The sequence below is a fragment of the Niveispirillum sp. genome, from assembly GCF_017996735.1.
GTDB lineage: Bacteria > Pseudomonadota > Alphaproteobacteria > Azospirillales > Azospirillaceae > Niveispirillum.
This window is the reverse complement of the sequence record NZ_JAGOGJ010000002.1, coordinates 165,222-184,593: the sequence shown is the minus strand read 5'-3', so window position 1 is coordinate 184,593 and position 19,372 is coordinate 165,222. Positions and strand designations below refer to the sequence as shown.

17 protein-coding genes are annotated in these 19,372 nt (G+C 65.8%); 2 read left to right on the top strand and 15 right to left on the bottom strand.

Annotated features, from left to right (window positions below):
• Window positions 1-22 precede the first annotated feature (22 nt).
• The 14 genes from KBA48_RS01645 to ccoN form a co-directional block, all read right to left on the bottom strand.
• A complete protein-coding gene (locus KBA48_RS01645; protein ID WP_292903104.1) occupies window positions 23-688 on the bottom strand; it encodes a response regulator transcription factor in 666 nt (221 codons plus the stop codon).
• Window positions 689-867: 179 nt separating this feature from the next.
• Entirely contained in the window at window positions 868-2,586 is a 1,719-nt protein-coding gene (locus KBA48_RS01640; RefSeq protein WP_292903102.1) for an MFS transporter, read from the bottom strand.
• Window positions 2,587-2,810: 224 nt separating this feature from the next.
• Window positions 2,811-3,320, bottom strand: a complete 510-nt coding sequence (locus tag KBA48_RS01635; RefSeq protein WP_292903100.1) for a GAF domain-containing protein — start codon at window positions 3,318-3,320, stop codon at window positions 2,811-2,813.
• A gap of 149 nt (window positions 3,321-3,469) precedes the next feature.
• On the bottom strand, window positions 3,470-4,282 hold the full coding sequence (locus KBA48_RS01630) for a ParB/RepB/Spo0J family partition protein (RefSeq protein ID WP_292903144.1): 813 nt from the start codon (window positions 4,280-4,282) through the stop codon (window positions 3,470-3,472).
• An 89-nt stretch (window positions 4,283-4,371) separates the two neighbouring features.
• On the bottom strand, window positions 4,372-5,034 hold the full coding sequence (locus tag KBA48_RS01625; RefSeq protein ID WP_292903098.1) for a DNA-binding transcriptional regulator: 663 nt from the start codon (window positions 5,032-5,034) through the stop codon (window positions 4,372-4,374).
• Window positions 5,035-5,180: 146 nt separating this feature from the next.
• The gene (locus KBA48_RS01620) at window positions 5,181-5,360 is read right to left on the bottom strand and encodes a hypothetical protein (protein ID WP_292903096.1); all 180 of its coding nucleotides are present in this window, start codon (window positions 5,358-5,360) and stop codon (window positions 5,181-5,183) included.
• Window positions 5,353-5,544, bottom strand: coding sequence for a cbb3-type cytochrome oxidase assembly protein CcoS (ccoS, locus tag KBA48_RS01615; protein WP_292903094.1), 192 nt, complete (start codon window positions 5,542-5,544; stop codon window positions 5,353-5,355). Before ccoS ends, KBA48_RS01620 begins: the two co-directional genes overlap by 8 nt.
• Complete coding sequence (locus KBA48_RS01610; RefSeq protein WP_292903092.1) at window positions 5,541-7,937, bottom strand: heavy metal translocating P-type ATPase; 2,397 nt, start codon at window positions 7,935-7,937, stop codon at window positions 5,541-5,543. Before KBA48_RS01610 ends, ccoS begins: the two co-directional genes overlap by 4 nt.
• Window positions 7,934-8,413: a FixH family protein gene (locus tag KBA48_RS01605; protein WP_292903090.1), complete on the bottom strand. Its 480-nt coding sequence runs from the start codon at window positions 8,411-8,413 to the stop codon at window positions 7,934-7,936. The genes KBA48_RS01610 and KBA48_RS01605 overlap by 4 nt, the downstream gene beginning before the upstream one ends.
• 3 nt (window positions 8,414-8,416) lie before the next feature.
• Window positions 8,417-9,964, bottom strand: a complete 1,548-nt coding sequence (gene ccoG / locus KBA48_RS01600; RefSeq protein ID WP_367273799.1) for a cytochrome c oxidase accessory protein CcoG — start codon at window positions 9,962-9,964, stop codon at window positions 8,417-8,419.
• A 249-nt stretch (window positions 9,965-10,213) separates the two neighbouring features.
• The gene (gene ccoP / locus KBA48_RS01595; RefSeq protein WP_292903088.1) at window positions 10,214-11,083 is read right to left on the bottom strand and encodes a cytochrome-c oxidase, cbb3-type subunit III; all 870 of its coding nucleotides are present in this window, start codon (window positions 11,081-11,083) and stop codon (window positions 10,214-10,216) included.
• Between the two features lie 4 nt (window positions 11,084-11,087).
• Window positions 11,088-11,255, bottom strand: a complete 168-nt coding sequence (locus KBA48_RS01590; protein ID WP_292903086.1) for a cbb3-type cytochrome c oxidase subunit 3 — start codon at window positions 11,253-11,255, stop codon at window positions 11,088-11,090.
• 10 nt (window positions 11,256-11,265) lie between these two features.
• On the bottom strand, window positions 11,266-11,994 hold the full coding sequence (gene ccoO / locus KBA48_RS01585) for a cytochrome-c oxidase, cbb3-type subunit II (protein ID WP_292903084.1): 729 nt from the start codon (window positions 11,992-11,994) through the stop codon (window positions 11,266-11,268).
• Window positions 11,995-12,007: 13 nt separating this feature from the next.
• Window positions 12,008-13,489: a cytochrome-c oxidase, cbb3-type subunit I gene (gene ccoN / locus KBA48_RS01580; RefSeq protein WP_292903082.1), complete on the bottom strand. Its 1,482-nt coding sequence runs from the start codon at window positions 13,487-13,489 to the stop codon at window positions 12,008-12,010.
• Window positions 13,490-14,064: 575 nt separating this feature from the next.
• On the opposite strand from ccoN, the gene KBA48_RS01575 reads away from it, so the two are divergent.
• On the top strand, window positions 14,065-14,865 hold the full coding sequence (locus KBA48_RS01575; RefSeq protein ID WP_292903081.1) for a DUF2189 domain-containing protein: 801 nt from the start codon (window positions 14,065-14,067) through the stop codon (window positions 14,863-14,865).
• Window positions 14,866-14,903: 38 nt separating this feature from the next.
• Here KBA48_RS01575 and KBA48_RS01570 read toward each other — a convergent pair whose 3' ends face one another.
• Complete coding sequence (locus KBA48_RS01570; RefSeq protein ID WP_292903079.1) at window positions 14,904-15,647, bottom strand: polysaccharide deacetylase family protein; 744 nt, start codon at window positions 15,645-15,647, stop codon at window positions 14,904-14,906.
• A gap of 246 nt (window positions 15,648-15,893) precedes the next feature.
• Here KBA48_RS01570 and KBA48_RS01565 point away from each other — a divergent pair, with 246 nt between their 5' ends.
• Entirely contained in the window at window positions 15,894-19,370 is a 3,477-nt protein-coding gene (locus tag KBA48_RS01565) for an autotransporter domain-containing protein (protein ID WP_292903078.1), read from the top strand.
• The last annotated feature ends 2 nt before the right edge of the window (window positions 19,371-19,372 follow it).

Genomic DNA, 19,372 nt, shown 5'->3' with positions numbered 1-19,372 from the left:
GAGGCATTCGCCTCGACCTGACCTACGACGCCTCCGCCTGCGCCTCCACCGGCGCCAGGGCCAGCCTGGATGCCACGATGGCGGCCTGGGTGCGGCTGACGACACCCAGGCGGCGCAGAATGACCGTGACATGGGCCTTAACGGTGGTTTCCACCACGCCCATCTCATAGGCGATCTGTTTGTTCAGCTTGCCCTCGGCGATGCCGGCCAGCACGCGCAACTGCTGCGGCGTCAGGCCGGCCACGCGGGCGGCCATATCGGCATCGGGTGCCGGGGCAACAGTACCGGCCGACGTGCCGGCCGTGGGCAGCCAGACGGCCCCGTCCAGAACGGCGCGGATGGCGTCGCCGATATGGGTGATGGGGGCGGATTTCGGCACAAAGCCCGCCGCCCCATATTCCATGGCACGATGGATGGTGGCCGCATCTTCCGATGCCGACACCACGATGATGGGGATGGTCGGATGTTCGTTGCGCAACAGGGCCAGGCCGATCAGCCCGTTCATGCCCGGCATGTGCAAATCCAGAAGGATGGCGTCGATGCCCGGTTCGCGCCGCAGCGCCGCTTCGACATCGGCGAAACAGGCGGCCTCCACGGTGCCGAGGTCGGGCATGGCGCCCACCACCGACTGGCACAGGGCGGCACGCATCAACGGATGATCGTCGGCCACCAGAACCCGGATCGACATTCCCTTCGCCCCTCCCGACCGTTCATGCCCGCGGCTGTTCCGCCGCTTTCTTGGAAAGAAGGATTGAATGCGCATCCGGACACGGACGCAAGCACACAATTCACAAAAAAAGAATATGGCGGATGGTTTTCACCACCCGCCAAGTTTTTAGGGGGAAATCGACAGACCCGCGCCGGACATCAATCGTCGGCGTAGATGTCCACGTCCTTGGTCTCCTTCACGAACAGCAGGCCGATGACCAGCGTGCCGGCCGCAACGATGATCGGGTACCAGAGACCGGAATAGATGTCGCCGGTGGCCGCCACGATGGCCAGGCTGGTGGCCGGCAGGAACCCGCCGAACCAGCCATTGCCGATGTGGTAGGGCAGCGACATGGAGGTGTAGCGGATGCGGGTCGGGAACATCTCCACCAGCATGGCGGCGATGGGGCCATAGACCAGCGTCACATAGATCACCAGGATGGTCAGCAGGGCGACAACCATCGGCTTGTTGATCTTGTCCGGATTGGCCTTGGCAGGATAACCCGCGGCCTTCAGCGCGTCGCCCAGGGACTTGTCGAACTCGGCGGCGGCGGTCTTCGGATCGGCCGGGGCGGCACTGCTATGGGCCGGGCCATGCAGCGAAACCTCGGTCTTGGCAGCCATGCCGGAGCCATCATAGGCGGAGATCACGGTCTCGCCGACCTTGATCACGGCCAGGGTGCCGGCGGGGGCCACTTCGTTGGAATAAGGGATACCCTTCTTCACCAGCGCCGATTTGGCGATATCGCAGGAGCTGGTGAATTTGGAGGTGCCGACGGGGTTGAACTGGAAGGAGCAGCTTGCCGGATCGGCGATCACGACGACGGGCGAAGTCGCAACGGCCTGTTCCAGCTCCGGATTGGCGAAGTGGGTGATGCCCTTGAAGATGGGGAAATAGGTGACGATGGCCAGGGCCAGACCGGCCATGATGATGGGCTTGCGGCCGATCTTGTCGGCCAGGGTGCCGAAGATCACGAAGAACGGGGTGCCCAGCGCCAGCGCCACGGCGATCAGGATATTGGCCGTATAGGCATCGACCTTCAGCGTCGAGGTCAGGAAGAACAGGGCATAGAACTGACCCGTGTACCAGACCACGGCCTGACCCGCGACCAGACCGACCAGGGCCAGGATCACGATCTTCAGGTTCTTCCAGTTGCCGAAGGCTTCGGTCAGCGGCGCCTTGGAATGCTTGCCCTCTTCCTTCATCTTCTTGAAGGCCGGGCTTTCATTCAGCATCAGGCGGATCCAGACGGAAATGCCCAGCAGCACGATGGAGATCAGGAACGGGATACGCCAGCCCCAGCTCTCGAAATCCTCCACCGACATGGAGGAGCGGCAGGCCAGGATGATCAGCAGCGACAGGAACAGGCCCAGCGTCGCCGTGGTCTGGATCCAGGAGGTGTAATTGCCGCGCCGTCCATGCGGGGCATGTTCCGCCACATAGGTGGCGGCACCGCCATACTCACCGCCCAGCGCCAGACCCTGCAGCATGCGCAGACCGATCAGGATGATGGGGGCGGCGATGCCGATGGTGGCATAATTGGGCAGGATACCGACGACGAAGGTCGAGGCACCCATGATCAGGATGGTGACCAGGAAGGTGTATTTGCGGCCGATCAGGTCGCCCAGCCGGCCGAACACCAGCGCACCGAACGGACGCACGAAGAAACCGGCGGCAAAGGCCAGCAGCGCGAAGATCATCGCCGCCGTCTCGTTCACGCCGGAGAAGAATTGCTTGGCGATGACGGCCGCAAGCGAGCCGTACAGGTAGAAGTCATACCATTCGAACACGGTGCCCAGGGAAGAGGCGAAGATCACCTTCTTCTCTTCCTTGGTCATCGGAGCTGGTTCCGCCCCGGCCGCTGCCACATTAGCCATGTGCCCTCCCTTTTTCGCACGTCAGCATCAGACGGACCGGCCCCGGCTATTATGGCCGCCATACCGGCGGCCCGTTATTGGGCTTCCGGGTCGGTCTTGAGGCTGTCACGATGGGACAGACGGAAGGTTAACACAGCCCCGACCTTGGTCGCTTCGACCTTGGTCCAGAGGCTTGAAACCATTATGTAATTTGTGCGCCGCAACATGACGGGCGCGTTAACGCCTCATGCGCCCGCCCGCCGCGCCTCGCAATGCAGATCGAAGGCGACACCCAGCAGGATGCACATCTGCCGCAGATAGGCTTCGTCCTGCTCCGACCATCGCCGCATCCGCCCGCCCTGTTCACAGCACATCACGGCGACCGCCTTGCCATGGGTGGAGACGACATGGTCCAGCAATGACCGCACATCGCGCCGCGTCAGATAATCGTGCAGGCAGGATGTGGCCGGATGGGTCAGGGCATCCTCGGCCACGATGCGCCGTTCCTGGCGTAAGGCCTTGAAATACGCGCCAGCATCGGCATCGTTCAGCCGGGCGCCGCGCGGCAGATGGGCATCGCGGCTGTCATGCAGGGCGGCGCATTCGATGGCGGCCCCGTCATCATCGAAAAACCAGACGCTGCCACTGCTGACGCCCAGATCCTCGACAATGTCCCGGCAGGCCGCGTCGAAAACGGGGGGCAGATCCTCTGCCCGTCCACGAAACAGCGCCAGGGCCGCCCGCACATGCCGCATGCACGCCTCCGCCCCATGGCCGCGCGGGGATGATTTCCCCGGCGGTAGAACGATTATTCATTGCGACGGGTATCCATGCAATATCGCAGCGCGAAATTTCGGTCCCCATCGTGGACCGGCCTCCACCACGTGGTGCCGTCAACCCCAACTCACCCGATCAGCGCCGCGATCCGCCGGGACAGGGCCGCCAGATGGGCGCGCTGCCCGTCGGTCAGGCCGGCCGGCCCCACGCGCAGTTGTTCAAGCGCCGTCACGGTCCTGTCCACATGGCGCAGCGCCACGGTCACCTTATCGGTGGACAGTCCCGCCGTCGGGTCATTGGCCGGGCCCTGCGCCGCCTTTTCCGCCCGGATCGCGCGCACGGTGAGCGAACCCTGGCAGGCGCGGTCCCACAGGGCCATCTGCCGGTCGGGATCGTCGATCGTGGCCAGTTCCACCAGCATGGATCGCGACACCTGCCGCTCATGTTGCGGATAGAGGTCCAGGATATCGGGATGCAGGCTCAGGAGGCGCAGGGTGGAGCTGATCTGCCCCTGGGTGCGCCCGATGGCCCGGCCCAGCGCATCCTGGGTATAATGATGCTTGTCCATCAGCCGCTGCAGCGCCGCCGCCTCTTCCAGCGCGTTCAGGTCCTGACGCTGTAAATTCTCGATCAGGGCGATCTCGTCCACATCGCCACGGGTGACCAGGGCCGGCAGCCAGTCCCAGTCCAGGCGCCTGGCCGCCCGCCAGCGCCGTTCGCCCGACACGATCTCGTACATCCCCTCCTCGTCCACGGCGGGGCGTACCAGCAGCGGGTGCAGCACACCCACCCGCGCCATGCTGGCCGCCAGTTCGTCCAGCGAATCCAGGTCGAAATGCCGGCGCGGCTGATCGGGCCGCGGCCGCAGCCGTTGCAGGGCCAGGGTCAGGATGCGGGGCGCCTGGGAATCGTCGCTGTCGGCCTGGATCGGCGGGTTCATCTGCACGGCTGGCGGGTCCGTTGGTGGACATGCCCTGGCATTAGATCAATCGCCCCGGCGCGTCAATGCGGGCGCTGACAGGGTGGCCTTCAGCCGACCAGCCCATCCAGCGGCGTGAAGATGGGCTGGGCCGGCAGGGCCAGATAGGCCGAGGGCGTTACGGTGCGGCGTTCATAAAGACAGACGGGGGTGCCGTCGGGCAGGCGCATCGGCACCCAGCGGGTCAGGGCGTGGCGCACGGTCATGCCCCCCTGTACATATTGCAGCCAGATCAGGCGCATGGTGGCCATCACCATCTCACCCCCATAAAAATTGCCCTGGCTGTTCAGGACGGCATCGGATTCCGCCGTCAACTCAACGTGCTGCGGCGTGCGCGGTGCAAAGAAGACATCCCGGCCGAACGGCTGCTCGGCCACCATCGCGTCGCTCAATTCCAGGATGCGGCTGGGCTTGCCGACCTGCGGCGACCGGTCGGCCCGGAACAGGTAACGACAGGCCGTGCTGCCCCGGATGATCGCCGTCAACTGCGCCTCCCCCACGGGGGTGTCCAGAAGATCGCGAACCAGACGCTGCGCCGCCGGGTCGGGCACATCATAACCGGATTCCCAGCTTCGCAAGGCGGCGGGCGACACCTTCAACTGGGCGGCCATCTGGGTAAGTGTCCAGAACCTTGTGCCACGGACCATGCGCAGCATGTCCGGCCAGCAGACCCTGTCACTTCCGATCAAATGCCCGTCCATGTTGCCCGACATGCCGAAACTGATGGATAGGGACTCCTTTACACTGATTCCGGACATTGCATGAAGCGGGAAATGGCCGCGTAAATAAAAACTTGGCCTTCAAGGGGCAATGACCTGAAGCACGGATGCCGGGGGCGGCATCCGCCCCCGGCTTGTCTTTACGCGCTCTGGTGGTGATGCGGGTAGTCCTGGGCAATCAGCCAGAAGTTCAGCGCCACGCCGAAAAGGCAGAACAGCATACCGCCCAGGAACATGCCCGGGTCCTTTGCACCGGCGGCCAGGAACAGGCCCAGAAAGCCCAGGGCGATGCCGACAAGACGCAGAACAATATTAGTCACGATGTTTCTCCTTGGAAGGTTGGGGGGCGGGCGGCGGCAGGGGCTGCCCGTCATCGAAAAGGACGCGGGCACCCGCCCCGTCCAGGTCTTCGAACTGTCCGCTGCGCACGGACCAGAGAAAGGCCACCAGGCCGATCAGGCCCATGCCCAGCGCGATGGGGATCAGGAACAGAAGGCTGGTCATCGACGTCCCTCCGGCGCCCGGCGCGACAGGCGCAGCGCATTGGCCAGCACCACCAGCGACGAACTGGACATGGCCAGGGCCGCGATCAGCGGTGTGGCATGGCCCAGCATGGCGATGGGAACCGCGCAGAGATTGTAGAAAAGCGAAAAGCCCAGATTTTGCAGCACCAGCCGGTCGGCCTTGCGCGCCACGTCCAGCAATTCGGCCAGCGGCGCCAGCCTGTCACCCTGGAACACGGCATCGGCCGCATTCTGCGCCACGTCCACGGCACTGCCGGGGGAGGCCGAGACATCGGCCGCCGACAGGGCCGCCGCATCGTTCAGCCCGTCGCCGACCATCAGCACGCGCCGCCCCTTGGCCTTCATTTCCGCCAGGGCCGCCGCCTTGCCCGCCGGGTCCACACCGGCCCGCCAGTCCTCGATGCCCAGGCGGGCCGCCATGGCGGCCACCACCGGTTCGCGGTCGCCGGAAATCAGGGCCAGGCGGTATCCCTTGCGCCGCAGGTCGGCCACCACGGCCACCGCATCGGCGCGCGGCGCATCGGCGAAGGTGAAGCGGATCGGCTGCCGGCCCGGCCGGGACAGCCACAGTTCCGGCCCTTCGATCAGGCCGCCCGGCACGCTGACCGGTCCGACAAAGCCCCGGCGGCCCAGCCGTACCAGCCCCTCCGGCCCCTGCCATTCCAGGCCGGCACCCGGCACCTCCCGCACCCCGTCGGCCACGGGGCCGGGGCCGGCGGCGCGGACGATGGCGCGGGACAGCGGGTGACGGCTGGCCCGCGCCAGCATGGCGGCCAGATTCAGATCGGCCATGTCGCGGGCGGGATCGGGCAGCAGGTCCGGCCGGCCCAGCGTCAGCGTGCCCGTCTTGTCGAACACGATCGTATCGACCTTGGCCAGCCGTTCCAGCGCGGTGGCGGATTTCAGCAGGATGCCGCCGCGCATCAGCCGGCCCGTGGCCACCACCTGCACCGCCGGCACGGCCAGCGCCAGGGCGCAGGGACAGGTGATGATCAGCACCGCGACGGCGATGAACAGCGCGCTCTGCCAGGCGATGCCCACCCACAGCACCCAGACCAGGAAGGTGGTCAGGGCGGCGGTATGGACCACCGGCGTATAGGAACGGGCCACCCGGTCGGCCAGGGCCACGAACCGGGCGCGGCCCTGTTCCGCCGCCTCCATCAACCGCACGATCTCGGCCAGCAGGGTGCCCTCGCCCCGCGCCGTCACCGTCAGGCGCAGCGGCGCCGACAGGTTGACCATGCCGGCGAACAGCCTGTCGCCGGGGCGGGCGGGCTGCGGATGGCTTTCGCCCGTAACGACCGATGTATCGATGTCCGACACGCCATCGGCCACGGTGCCATCCACGCCGATCCGCTCCCCCGCCGCGACCAGCACCGTCGCGCCGACGGGCACCTGCGCCGGGGCTGTGGGCACGGCGGCCCCGGCCTCGTTCAGCATCATGACGGGCGCGCGGCCCAGGGCCAGCAGATGTTCGGCCGCGCTCCGTGCCCGACCCCGCGCGCGGGCATCCAGAAACCGCCCGACCAGCAGGAAGAACAGCAGCATGACGGCGCCGTCGAAATAGGCATGTTCCCCATGCCGCGCCGTCTCCCACAGGCTGACGCTGGTGGCCAGCGTCACACCCAGGGAGATGGGCACATCCATATTGGTGCGCCCGGCCTTCAGGGCATTGATGGCCGACCGGAAGAAGGGCCTTCCCGCATAGGCCACGATGGGGATGGCGATCAGGGCCGACAGCCAGTGCATCAGGGTGCGCGTGGCCTCACCCATGCTGCCGGCATGGCCGGACCAGACGGAAACGGACAGCAGCATGATGTTCATCATGCCGAATCCGGCCACCGCCATGGCGCGGACCAGTTCCTTTTCCGCCTGTTTCTGCGGATCATCGGCCCCGTCCATGCCCGCCACGGCGGGGCGATAGCCCAGGCGGCGCACGATGCCGGCCAGCCTTTCCGCCATGCCCTCCGCACCGCCGGCCCAGGTCACCGACAGGCGCCGCGTCGTCAGGTTCACCCGCGCCGCCGTCACACCCGCCTCGCGGCGCAAGGCACTTTCAATCAGCCAGACACAGGCCCCGCAGGTCACCCCATCCACCACCAGCCGCAAACAATGCGACCCGTCGGGCAGCGTCTCCACCGCCGACGACAGGTCCAGCGGCGCCTCCTCCTCCCCCGCCGGGGTGGGGGCGGCGGCATCACGCCGGGCATAATAGGCGTCCAGGCCCAGATCATGGATCAGGGCATGGGCCTCGGCGCAGGCCGTTCCACAGAAACGCTCCCCCGCCGCCACGGGCTGCCCGCAATGGGCACATCCCACGGATGAACCGTGATCGGTCACGATCCTGGCGGCACCGGCCTTGACGGATGTCATTTCGGCACCATGATCCGCTGAACCAGCAGATATTGGTCGTCGCCATGGCGCAGGGCCGCCTTCACATCCCACTGGCCGGGATGCGGCGTGTTCAGCCGGGCCACATACTGGCCGTCGCCCACGGCCGTGATGCCCAGCGGCAGCGGCGCGTCATTGCTGACCGGCCGTTCCAGGCGGCCCGTGATGCCGATATGGTTCAGCGGCTGGCCATCCCGGTCCTGGACGCGCATGACAAGCTGCCCTGCCTCCACATTGACCGACACGCGCCAGCCCAGGGCGTCCTGCCCCTTCTGGGCCGCCAGCACGTCATTGTAATGCACGCCGCGTTCATAAGGCTTGTCGACCGCCAGTCCCGAATAGGAATTGATGGCATAGGTCACCATCACGGCGTTGACGGCGATGACGATCAGCATGGCGCCCACGAAGACCCAGGGAATCCAGTTGCTCTTGCGCGGCTGTTCAATGGTCATGACCATGTCTCACTCCCTTGCGCGGCCGGCGATATGGGGACCGACGAACACCGCGTCATAGGCGTCGCCCTCCCCGCGCACCGGGTTGGTCAGCACGAATTCGATATCCACCCGCTCGTCGCGACCCTTGTCCGGCGGGGCCGTGACGAAGACGCGGAAGGTGGCGACCTTGTCGGGCTTGGCGTGCAGGATGACCGACTGGCCGTCCCCCGCCTCGCCCACATCCTGGACCAGCAGGTGGCCCTGCGGCAGGCCCTTCAGTGTCAGCAGGAAATCCACCTCCTCCCGCCGCTTGTTCAGGACCTTCAGCGTATAGCCGTTGCGCACCCCGCCATCAGACAGTGTCACGAACAGCGGTGCCCGGTCACGCAGGACATTCACTTCAACGGTGGTCCGCATCAACAGGGCGGCCAGCATCACGGCACTGACCAGGACCAGCAGCCCGGCATAGATGATGGTGCGCGGGCGCACGATCTTCCATTTGGCGCGGCCACCCTTGGCGCGCGCCTGCTGCCGCGCTTCGGTGTCGAAGGTGATCAGTTCGCGGGGGCGGCCCACCTTGTCCATGATCTGGTTGCAACTGTCGATGCACAAGCCGCAGCCGATACATTCAAGCTGCAACCCGTCGCGGATATCGATGCCCGTGGGGCAGACGGCCACGCACTGGCCGCAATCGATACAGTCACCGCGTCCGTCCCAGCTTGTGCCCGCCTTGTGCGGCCCGCGCTTCTCCCCGCGCCAGCGCTCATAGGTCACCACCATCGACTGGTCGTCCAGCATGGCGGCCTGGAAACGTGGCCAGGGGCACATATAGGTGCAGACCTGCTCACGCGCCCAGCCGGCAAGGACATAGGTGGTGGTGGTGAACAGGCCCACGAAGAAATACTGGACCAGGCTGGCCTGACCCGTGAAGAACTCGACCACAAAGGTCGGCGCGTCGTTGAAATACAGCGCCCAGGCGCCGCCCGTGGCGAGCGAGATCACCAGCCAGGCCCCATGCTTGGCCGTGCGCTTCACGACCTTCTCGGCACTCATCGGCGCCTTGTCCAGGCGCATGCGCGCGCCCCGGTCACCCTCGATCCAGCGCTCGACCAGCATGAACAGGTCAGTCCACACCGTCTGCGGACAGGCGTACCCGCACCAGAGCCGCCCGAACAGGGCCGTGACCAGGAACAGACCCAGCGACCCCAGCACCAGCAGGCCCGTGATGAAATAGACCTCCTGCGGCCAGATCTCGATCCCGAACAGGTAGGCGCGCGGCGCCCCGATATCGATCAGCAGGGCCTGGGACGGCGCATCCGGCCCCCGGTCCCAGCGGATCCACGGCGCCAGATAATAAAGTGTCAGGCAGAAGATCAGCACCGCCCATTTGATGGTGCGGTACTTGCCCGTCACCGACTTGGGCTGCACCTTGACGCGCGCGGCATAGAGCGAGGGCGGCGGCACATCGGCCGCCTTCGGCACCATGGCCGGCTTGCGCGCCTTCACCGTCTCGAACGCCGCCTGCGCCGCATCGGCGGCAGCGGCTTTCTCCAGCAATGTCTCCTGCCCGGACATCGGGGCACCCCTTGGGAACGGTCATGAACAGTTCGGTGGCCAACCCACCCTGACCGTACCCTAGGCCGCTCCCAACCGGCGCGCGTTGCGATAAATCAAATGACGGGGGAATGATTGGCGGGGGGATGTTTGGTCGCAGGGGGGTAAGACATTCCATAGAAGGCCAGCGCCGATCCCCCAAAACAAAACACCCCGCCGGTCTCTCTCCGGCGGGGTGCAAGTTGGGTGGGGGCTAGGAGGTTCGGGGGGTTACTGCCCGCCACCAAGAGCGTGAACATAGGTCGCCAGCACCTTGACCGTCGCCGGGTCCAGGCGTTCGATCCAGGCCGGCATGTTGCCGCGGCGGGCATAGGTGATGGTCTCCACCACCGTCTTGCGGTCGCCGCCATAAAGCCAGATGCCATCCGACAGGCGGGGGGCACCCATATCCTGGATGCCTTCGCCCTTTTCGCCATGGCAGGCGGCGCAGTTCTCGGCAAACACGGTCGCCCCGCGTTCCACCGCCGCCGCATTACCCTGCGTACCCGACAGCGAGAGGACATAATCGGCCACGTCGCCGATCTGTTCCTTGGTCAGCAGCCCGTCGGCGCCGAAGCGCGGCATGTCCGACACGCGGCTGTTCTCGTTGGTGTTGCGGATGCCATAGGTGATGGTTGCCAAGATCTGGTCCGGCTTGCCGCCCCAGATCCAGTCATCATCGGCCAGCGTGGGGAAGCCCACGGCACCGGCACCGCCGGCACCGTGACAGCCCGCGCAATTGTCGGCAAAGGCCACGCGGCCCGCCGCCTGGACATAGCCCATCAGGGCCGGGTCCTTGCGGATACTGTCAATATCCATGGCCACGATCTTTTCACGGATCTCGGCCTGGCCTTCCTTCTGGGCCGCCAGGGCTTCCGCCACCTCGCCACGCCGGGTCCAGCCCGACGTGCCGCCGAAATGGCTGGACAGCGTCGGCCAGGACGGGAACACGATCGTATAGATCACGCCCCAGACGATGCAGGCATAGAAGGTATACAGCCACCATTTCGGCAGCGGTGTGTTCAGTTCCTTGATGCCGTCCCACTCATGGCCCGTGGTTTCCGTGCCCGTGGTGGCGTCCTTTTCGATCTTCGTCGGCATGGGATCACCTGTTGTTTCGGGCGGGGCTGGGGTCGTCGTTCAGCGGGATCATGGCGTCGGCCTCGAACCGGCGCTTGGCGCTGGGCCGGAAGGCCCAGAACACGATCCCGAGGAACAGCACCAGGAACCAGACCAGCCAGAGCTGTTTCAGAAGGGGGAGAAGTTCATGCATGGCATCCCCCTCACTGCTTCAGGTCTTCGGGATTGATCTTGGTGAAATCGACCAGCGTGCCCAGCATCTGGAGGTACGCGACCAGCGCGTCCATCTCCGTCACCTGTTCCGGCTTGCCGTCGAAATCGCCCAGATGCGCCTTGGGATAGCGGGCCAGCAGGGCCGTCGTATCCTCGTCGGGCAGGGCGCCCGCCTGGACCTTCAGGTCCTTGGCGGCATTGGCGATGTCATCCTCGGAATACGGAACACCAAGGGTGCGCAGCGTCTTCAGATGCTCCGCCGCATCGTCGAAATTCAGCGGCCGGTTCAGGAAGGCATAGGTGGGCATGATCGATTCCGGCACCAGGGCGCGCGGATTGTTCAGATGCGCCACATGCCAGTCGTTGGAATATTTGCCACCAACGCGGGCCAGATCGGGGCCGGTACGCTTCGACCCCCACTGGAACGGATGGTCATACATGCTCTCGGCCGCCAGGCTGTAATGGCCATAGCGCTCGACCTCGTCCTTGAAGGTGCGGATCTGCTGGCTGTGGCAGAGATAGCAGCCTTCACGGACATAGATGTTGCGGCCGGCCAGTTCCAGCGGGCTGTAGGGGCGGATGCCGTCGACCCGTTCGATGGTGGTTTCCACCGTGAACAGCGGCACGATCTGCACCAGACCACCGATGGAGATGGTGATCAGGGTCAGCACCGCCATCAGGATGACGTTCTTTTCGATGATCGCGTGGGAGAACTTCATGGTGGCGCCCTCCTTATTCGGCCGCCACGGCCGCGGCCTGCGTCACCGGCTCAAGGGCCGGGGCGCTGCGCACGGTGCGGATCAGGTTGATGACCATCAGGATGGCGCCGGTCAGGAACAGCAGACCGCCGATGCCACGGATGATGTAGTAGGGATGCATGGCCTGCACCGTCTCGACGAACGAATACTGGAGGAACCCGTATTCGTCATAGGCACGCCACATCAGGCCCTGCATGATGCCGCTGACCCACATGGCGGTGATGTAGAAGACGATGCCGACGGTCGCGGTCCAGAAGTGCCATTCCACCAAACGGGCGGAATAGAGCCGCTGCTTCTTCCACAGGACCGGCACCAGATAATAGATCATGCCGAAGCAGATGAAGGCGACCCAGCCCAGGGCACCGGAATGCACATGGCCGATGGTCCAGTCCGTATAGTGCGACAGGCCGTTGACCGCCTTCACCGACATGACCGGGCCTTCGAACGTGCTCATGCCATAGAAGCCGACGGCAGTGACCGAGAAGCGCAAGGACGGATCGGTGCGCAGCTTGTCCCAGGCACCCGACAGGGTCATGATGCCGTTGATCATGCCGCCCCAGCTTGGCATCCAGAGGATGACCGAGAACACCATGCCCAGCGTCTGCGTCCAGTCGGGCAGCGCCGTATAGTGCAGATGGTGCGGACCGGCCCAGATATAGAGGAAGATCAGCGCCCAGAAATGGATGATCGACAGACGGTAGCTGTAGACCGGGCGACCCGCCGCCTTGGGGATGAAATAGTACATCATGCCCAGGAAGCCGGCCGTCAGGAAGAAGCCGACCGCGTTATGGCCGTACCACCACTGGATCATCGCGTCCTGCACGCCGGCCCAGGCCACATAGGACTTGGTGCCCGTCAGGCTGACCGGCAGGGCCGTGTTGTTCACGATGTGCAGCACGGCGATGGTCAGGATGAAGGCCAGATAGAACCAGTTGGCCACATAGATGTGCGGCTCGCGGCGCTTCATGATGGTGCCGACGAACACGACCAGATAGACGACCCAGACGATGGTCAGCCACAGGTCGACATACCATTCCGGCTCGGCATATTCCTTGCCCTGGGTGATGCCCAGCAGATAGCCGGTGGCGGCCATGACAATGAAAAGCTGATAGCCGAAGAAGATGAACCAGCCCCATTCACGCCCGCCGAACAGCGGCGCGCGACAGGTGCGCTGCACCACGTACAGCGAGGACCCGATCAGCGCGGAACCGCCAAAGGCGAAGATGGCGGCGGACGTGTGCAGCGGGCGCAGCCGCCCGAAGGTCGTCCATTCCAGCCCCAGGTTCAGATCGGGAAAGGCAAGCTGGAAAGCGATATAGACACCCGCGGCAAAGGCCGCGATGCCCCAGAACATGGCGGCGACGACGAAGGCGCGGACAACGTCCTCGTGATACGCCTCGACGGGTACGGCTTTGGCCGTTCCCCCATACGCCCCGTCGGCGATTGCTACACCCATGACAAACCCCCGGTGTCGGCGGAAACTCTCAGGACAGGACCGGACCCATGCCCGATCCCCGACCCTGCCTTCATGAGCCATGCCGGGGGGATGCGCATTGACATGCATCAACCCGCCGATGGTTCGGGGGCAAAACATCAAGCGGAAGGAAGATCAAGGGGGTGGGGGCGCTCCACGCTTTTCCCGTCACCCCCGCGAAAGCCGGGGGCCCCCGGGCAGAGCGGCGTCTGCCAAAACAAGGCTCATACCAATCCACCGAAGTGACCTTCGGTGGATTGCAGGCCGGCGACGGCCGGCCCGGCACCGCGTGGTGCCGTAAGCCAAGCCGCCGGATGGCGGCGCCCGGCGTCTGAGGAACACGCAATCTTCCTGGATCGGTCACGATCAAGGAAGATTGGTATCAAATCGGCGCTGAAGGCGAGTGCACTTACCAAGAGCCATGCTCCATGGCTGGTATTAAATTCCGCACCCCCAATATTCATCAAAAGCATGGCGCCCCTTCCCCCCGCCCCAAAACCTGCCATACTCAACAAAAGCCGCGAAAAGCGACACTTGGTGAACTATTGGGGTAGGAAATGACAATCGACCATGAAGATGATGTCGGCCCCGTCCCTGTATTCAGTGGACCGGTGCCGCATATCCGTCCCGTTCCCGTGGACCGGCCCTGGCATTGGCTGCAACTGGGCATGGCCGATCTGGGGGCCGCCTGGCGGGTCAGCCTGACCTATGGCGCGTTGATCGCGGGGTTCAGCCTGGCGCTCACCCTGCTGGTCATCGGCTCCGGCCATGTCATGCTGATGCTGCCCTTGACCTCGGGCTTCACGCTGGTGGCGCCGCTGATCGCCGTCGGGCTCTATGCCACCTCGCGCGACCTGGGCAAGGGACGGGTGCCCGATCTGCGCCGCGCGCTGCGGGCCTGGGCCGTGAACCCTTTGCAGGTCGGGTTCCTGGGCGTGCTGCTGTTGCTGCTGCACCTGTTCTGGGTGCGGGTGGCGACCTTGATGTATGCGCTGTTCTTCGCCGACCTTTCGCCGACGCTGGACGGGCTGACCGCCACCCTGTTCCACAGCGGGGCCAGCCTGCCCTTCCTGATCGCCGGGACCCTGATCGGCGCCGGATTCGCAGGCGTTGCCTTTGCCGTGTCGGTCGTGTCCATCCCCATGCTGCTGGACCGCCGCACCAACGCTTTCACGGCCATGGCGACCAGCATCATGGCGGTGCGCGTGAACCTGCCCGCCATGGCGCTCTGGGCCTTCATCATCGTCTTCCTGACGGCCATCGGCATCGCGACCCTGTTTGTGGGCCTGATCGTCACCCTGCCCCTGATCGGCCATGCCAGTTGGCACGCCTATAAGGATCTGGTGACGGAGGGGTGATGCCTTATACTAACGGTCAAATATTTCGGCCGTCGGCATTACCCCTCCCAATCCACATGCACCAGCCGGTATCCCTTCTGCTTGATCACGCGCAGCAGGGTGGCGATGGCCTCGGCCGTGGGGGGATTGGCATCATGCATCAGGATGATGCCGCCGCCGGCCTCGTCCAGCGCCTTGGACAGGCGGTCGGCCAGCATTGCCGTCGTGTCGGCGGGCTGCCAGTCGGTGATGGCCAGATCGATGGAGAAGACCGCCACCTTGTCCTTGGCCAGCGCCGCCATCAGGGCCGGCGTCTCTTCCAGGAACGGGAAGCGGTAGGACGGGGCCGTCACCCCGAACAGCCGCTTGTACGCGGCCTGCGTCCGCGCCAGATCGTCCAGTTGCGCCGCCTCGCTCAACGTCCCCAGATGCGGGTGGCTATAGCTGTGGATGCCGGCCGAATGCCCCTCCGCCACCGCGCGCCTGGCAAGATCGCCATGGGCATCCAGATTGCCGCCCGTCATAAAGAATGTGGCCTTGGCGCATTCAGCCTTCAGCGCGTCCAGCACCCTGGGCGTCAGCACCGGCACCGGCCCGTCATCGAAGGTCAGCACCACCTCCCCCTTTTGCAGCCCCGGCAGGGCCGGATGCTGCACCGTGCCGAACGCCCCGCCGGCGCCGCGCTTCAAACTGATGGTGCGGGTGGTACCCAACGCATCCGGCCCGCAATCCGCGGCCAGGACCGAAGCGGCCGGCAAACACAGCAAGCCCAGGATCAAACCCGAAAACGCAAGCCATTTCATGGCATTTTCCTCCCTTGTCCGGCAGCAATAATGCCATCGGTCAAATTCTTGACCGATGGTACGGCGGCGACTGCCGCCGCCCGGTATAATGCCGCCTGTTACCGCTACCTTACTGAGCAGCGGACGCTTTGACCAGGAATGAAGGCGGCATCGGTGAAGACGCTGACACTTGGCACGGCTTTGGTGTAAATCTCCTGCCGACGATAGGATGAATTGCAAACCGGCCTGGACGGAGTTTTCTGCGAGATGGATGCCCTGCCCGACTCCGCTGCTGCCCCGATCATCTCGCCGGCCTATATCGAGCTTCAGCGCGAGATCGTGATCAATGCCGATATCTGGTCGACCACGGCGCGGATTCTGTCGGCGGATCTGGGCTTCGAAGGGATCATCGGCATTCCGGGGCTGGACGGGCCGGGCGGCCTGGAACTGGCTGCCGCTGCGGGGGCCGGCATCAACCGCGATCTGGCCGGGCTGACCCCGACGCCGCCGCTGCGCAACCTGACATCGGCACAGCCGGTCGGCACCGGGGTGCTGGGCGGATATGGCGCCAATGTTGTGCGGGGCGATGCGCTGCCGATCGTGTTCAGTTGGCCGGTGCTGCCCGGCACGCTGGCCCCCACCGATATCGCCATCCACCTGAATACGGGGGAGGTGGTGACACCTGCGGCCGCCGGCCTCAATCCCAATGGCGATTATAATGAACGCAATGTCGTCGTGGTTTTCGGGGAATTCGGCAACCGCCTGACACCGGGCACACCCGGCGCCATCTATCCCGTGTCCGTGGAGATCGTGGCCGACAGCAAGCCGCTGATGCTGGTCGGGCCCGGCGGCCTGCAATCGGCTGTCGGCCTGACCGCCGAAAGCCGCAACCCCTTCGTGACGGGGCCCAGCCTGCTGGCGGCCCGTGTCAGCCATTTCTCCTCGGTCGGGGATGCCGGCCCCGCCGCCCTGACGGCCGGGGTCCTGAATGATGGCGCCACGCTTTATCAGGGGCAATCCGCCTACCGGCTGCGGCTGATGACCACGGGCGGCTTCTCCGCCGATGGTGTCTCCCCCATGCTGCCGGGCGACTTTTCCAAGTTTTTCCAGTTGCAGGCCCGCGACGCCACCGGTGCCCTGGTCACCCTGAGCCGCACCGGTGTCGCCTATGATCTCGGCGCCGGCCTGGGAACGGTCACGGTGGTGGGGCTGGCCGAACTGGGGCCGCCGGCCACCGGCATTCCCGCCCCCTATTACCGCAACGACAATGACAATTATATCGACATCATCCTGAACGGGGACGAGGCCGCGATCCGCAGCCTGGTCAATGTCGCCATCCCTACCGCCGCCGTCGCCGGCTACAGCGACATCTACACGCCCGGCGGCCCCGGCCGCACGCCGACGCCGGGCGTCACCTATACAAGGCCGGCCGCCGCACAGACCCTGGCGATCAGCAACGCCCTGGACCAGACCCTGACCGTCAGCCACGCCGCCCAGCAGGTGGCTGCCTATGACAGCGCCGATGGAATGCCCATTGTGTTCCGCCTGTACAATGCCGCAACGGCGGATACGGTCTATACGGCCAGCAGCCGGCAGGCCGCCGACCTGCTGGCCCAGGGTTTCACCGAACAGGGCGTGCCCTTTTCCAACGAGGCCCCCGGTCTGGGAAAATCGGCGGTGATCGCCTTCCATTCGGCGGCGGCTACCGACCACATCTATACGCTCGACCCGGCGGAAATCGCGCGGCTGCGCCAGGGCGACAGCGGCTATGCGGAGATCGGGGCGGCCTTCACCGGCCTGACGCGCCCCATGGCCGGCGCCGCCCCCATCCATCGCTTCAACGACTCGGTCCGGGGGGGCCATCTCTACACCCCCTCCCTGACGGAAGGGTTCACGGCGGACGGCTATGCCTATGAAGGTATTGCCTGGTATGCGGCCGACCTGCTGCCTGGACAAAGCGGCAAGCTGATTTTTGACCGCGACGACACGCTGGACTTCACCGGCACCCTGACCGGCAACGACACGCTGCTGAAACAGGGGAAAGGCACCCTGATTCTGGCCGCCGACAGCGTCCTGACCGGCGGCACGCAGGTGGATGCAGGCACGTTGCGGGTGGATGGGCGCCTGACGACCAGCAGCCTGACCGTGCTGCCCGGCGCCGTGCTTGCCGGCGGCGGGGTGCTGGAGACGTCGGTGATCAATGCCGGGACCCTGGCACCGGGCCGCTCGCCAGGCATCCTGACCGTCACCGGTTCGCTCATGAACAGCGGGACGGCGGCCGGTTTGCGGGTGGAACTGGATGGAACGACGGCCGGTGCCGGCGACGGTCACCATGATCAGGTGAAGGTCGGCGGCCGCTTCACGGCCGGCGGCAGCGTCACCCCGGTCATCCGTGGATTCGCGGAAGCTGCCGCCACACCCTTCACGCCCGTCATCGGACAGCATTTCACCATCCTGCAGGCGGCCGGCGGCGTGTCGGGCAGTTTCCAGTCCGTGACCCAGCCGACGGCGGACCTGCCGGCCAATGCCCGTTTCGACCTGTCCTATGGATCGGATACCGTGACCCTGTGGGTCACGCCCGACCTCTATGCGGCGTTGCCGGGCCTGACAGGCTCACAAAAACAGGTGGCGTCCGCCCTGGACAAGGCGCGGCCGGCGGCTGGCACCCGTGATTTCACCGATCGCGACACGGTCTATGGCGGGTTGTATGGGCTGGCGGCGGCCAACCTTCCGGCGCTGTTCGACGGATTGGCGGGCAATGTCCATGCCGAAACCGACGCGGCCGGTCTCGACACAATGCGGCTGTTCGGCGATCTGCTGTCGCAGCGGACGGCGGCGGCCCGGCGCGGCGGCCTGTCGCTGCGCCTGGGGGCCGAGGTGATGCGCAAGGCGGAGGATGGGGAGGCGCTGAGCATGGCCGACCTGGCACCATCGGCCGGCGGCACCGGCCTGTGGGGGCGGGCCGTGGTCGGGTCGGGCACGCGCGGCGGTTTCGATCTGGACAGTGCCGGCTTCGTGTCGGGCATTGATACGCGTCTGGCCGGCAATCTCGATCTTGGCATGGCGTTCGGCTATTTCCGCAACGATCTGGACGGCGGTCCGGGCCAGGCGACACAGGATATGGTGGTGCTGGCCGGGTATGGCGGGGTCACGCGGGGGCGTTTCTTTGCGGAAGGCAGCCTGTCCATCGCCTTCACCGACAATGACAGCCGGCGTTCAATCCGCCTGGGGGACCTGGAACGCACGGCACGGGCGGAGGCAAGCGGCGATGCGCTGGCGGCCGCCATCACCGCCGGCTATCGCTGGGCGGTGGGGAACCTGATCCTGGAACCGGCCGCCGGCCTGCGTTTCGACCGCACCGATCGCCAGGGCTTCAGCGAGACCGGGGCCGGCACGCTGGACCTGACCATCGATGATCTGGACAGCACGGCGGTACGCGGCAATCTGGGCCTGCGCGCCGCCTGGCGGTTCCGGGGCCTGAACGACATGATCCTGGAACCGGAACTCTCCTTGCGCTGGGACCATGATTTCCGGGACGTGACCATCTCCGGCCGGGCCTGGCTGGATGGCGCCTCCTTCGACCTGACCGGGGAGAAACCGGGCCGGGACGCGGCCATCCTGGGCGCCGGCATCACCGCACAGCTTGACGACCGGCTGGAAGCCTATGCCCAGGTCGATCTGGAACAACGGCGCGACAGCGACCGGCAGAGCCTGTCGGGCGGCGTCCGCTGGCGCTTCGGCTGACG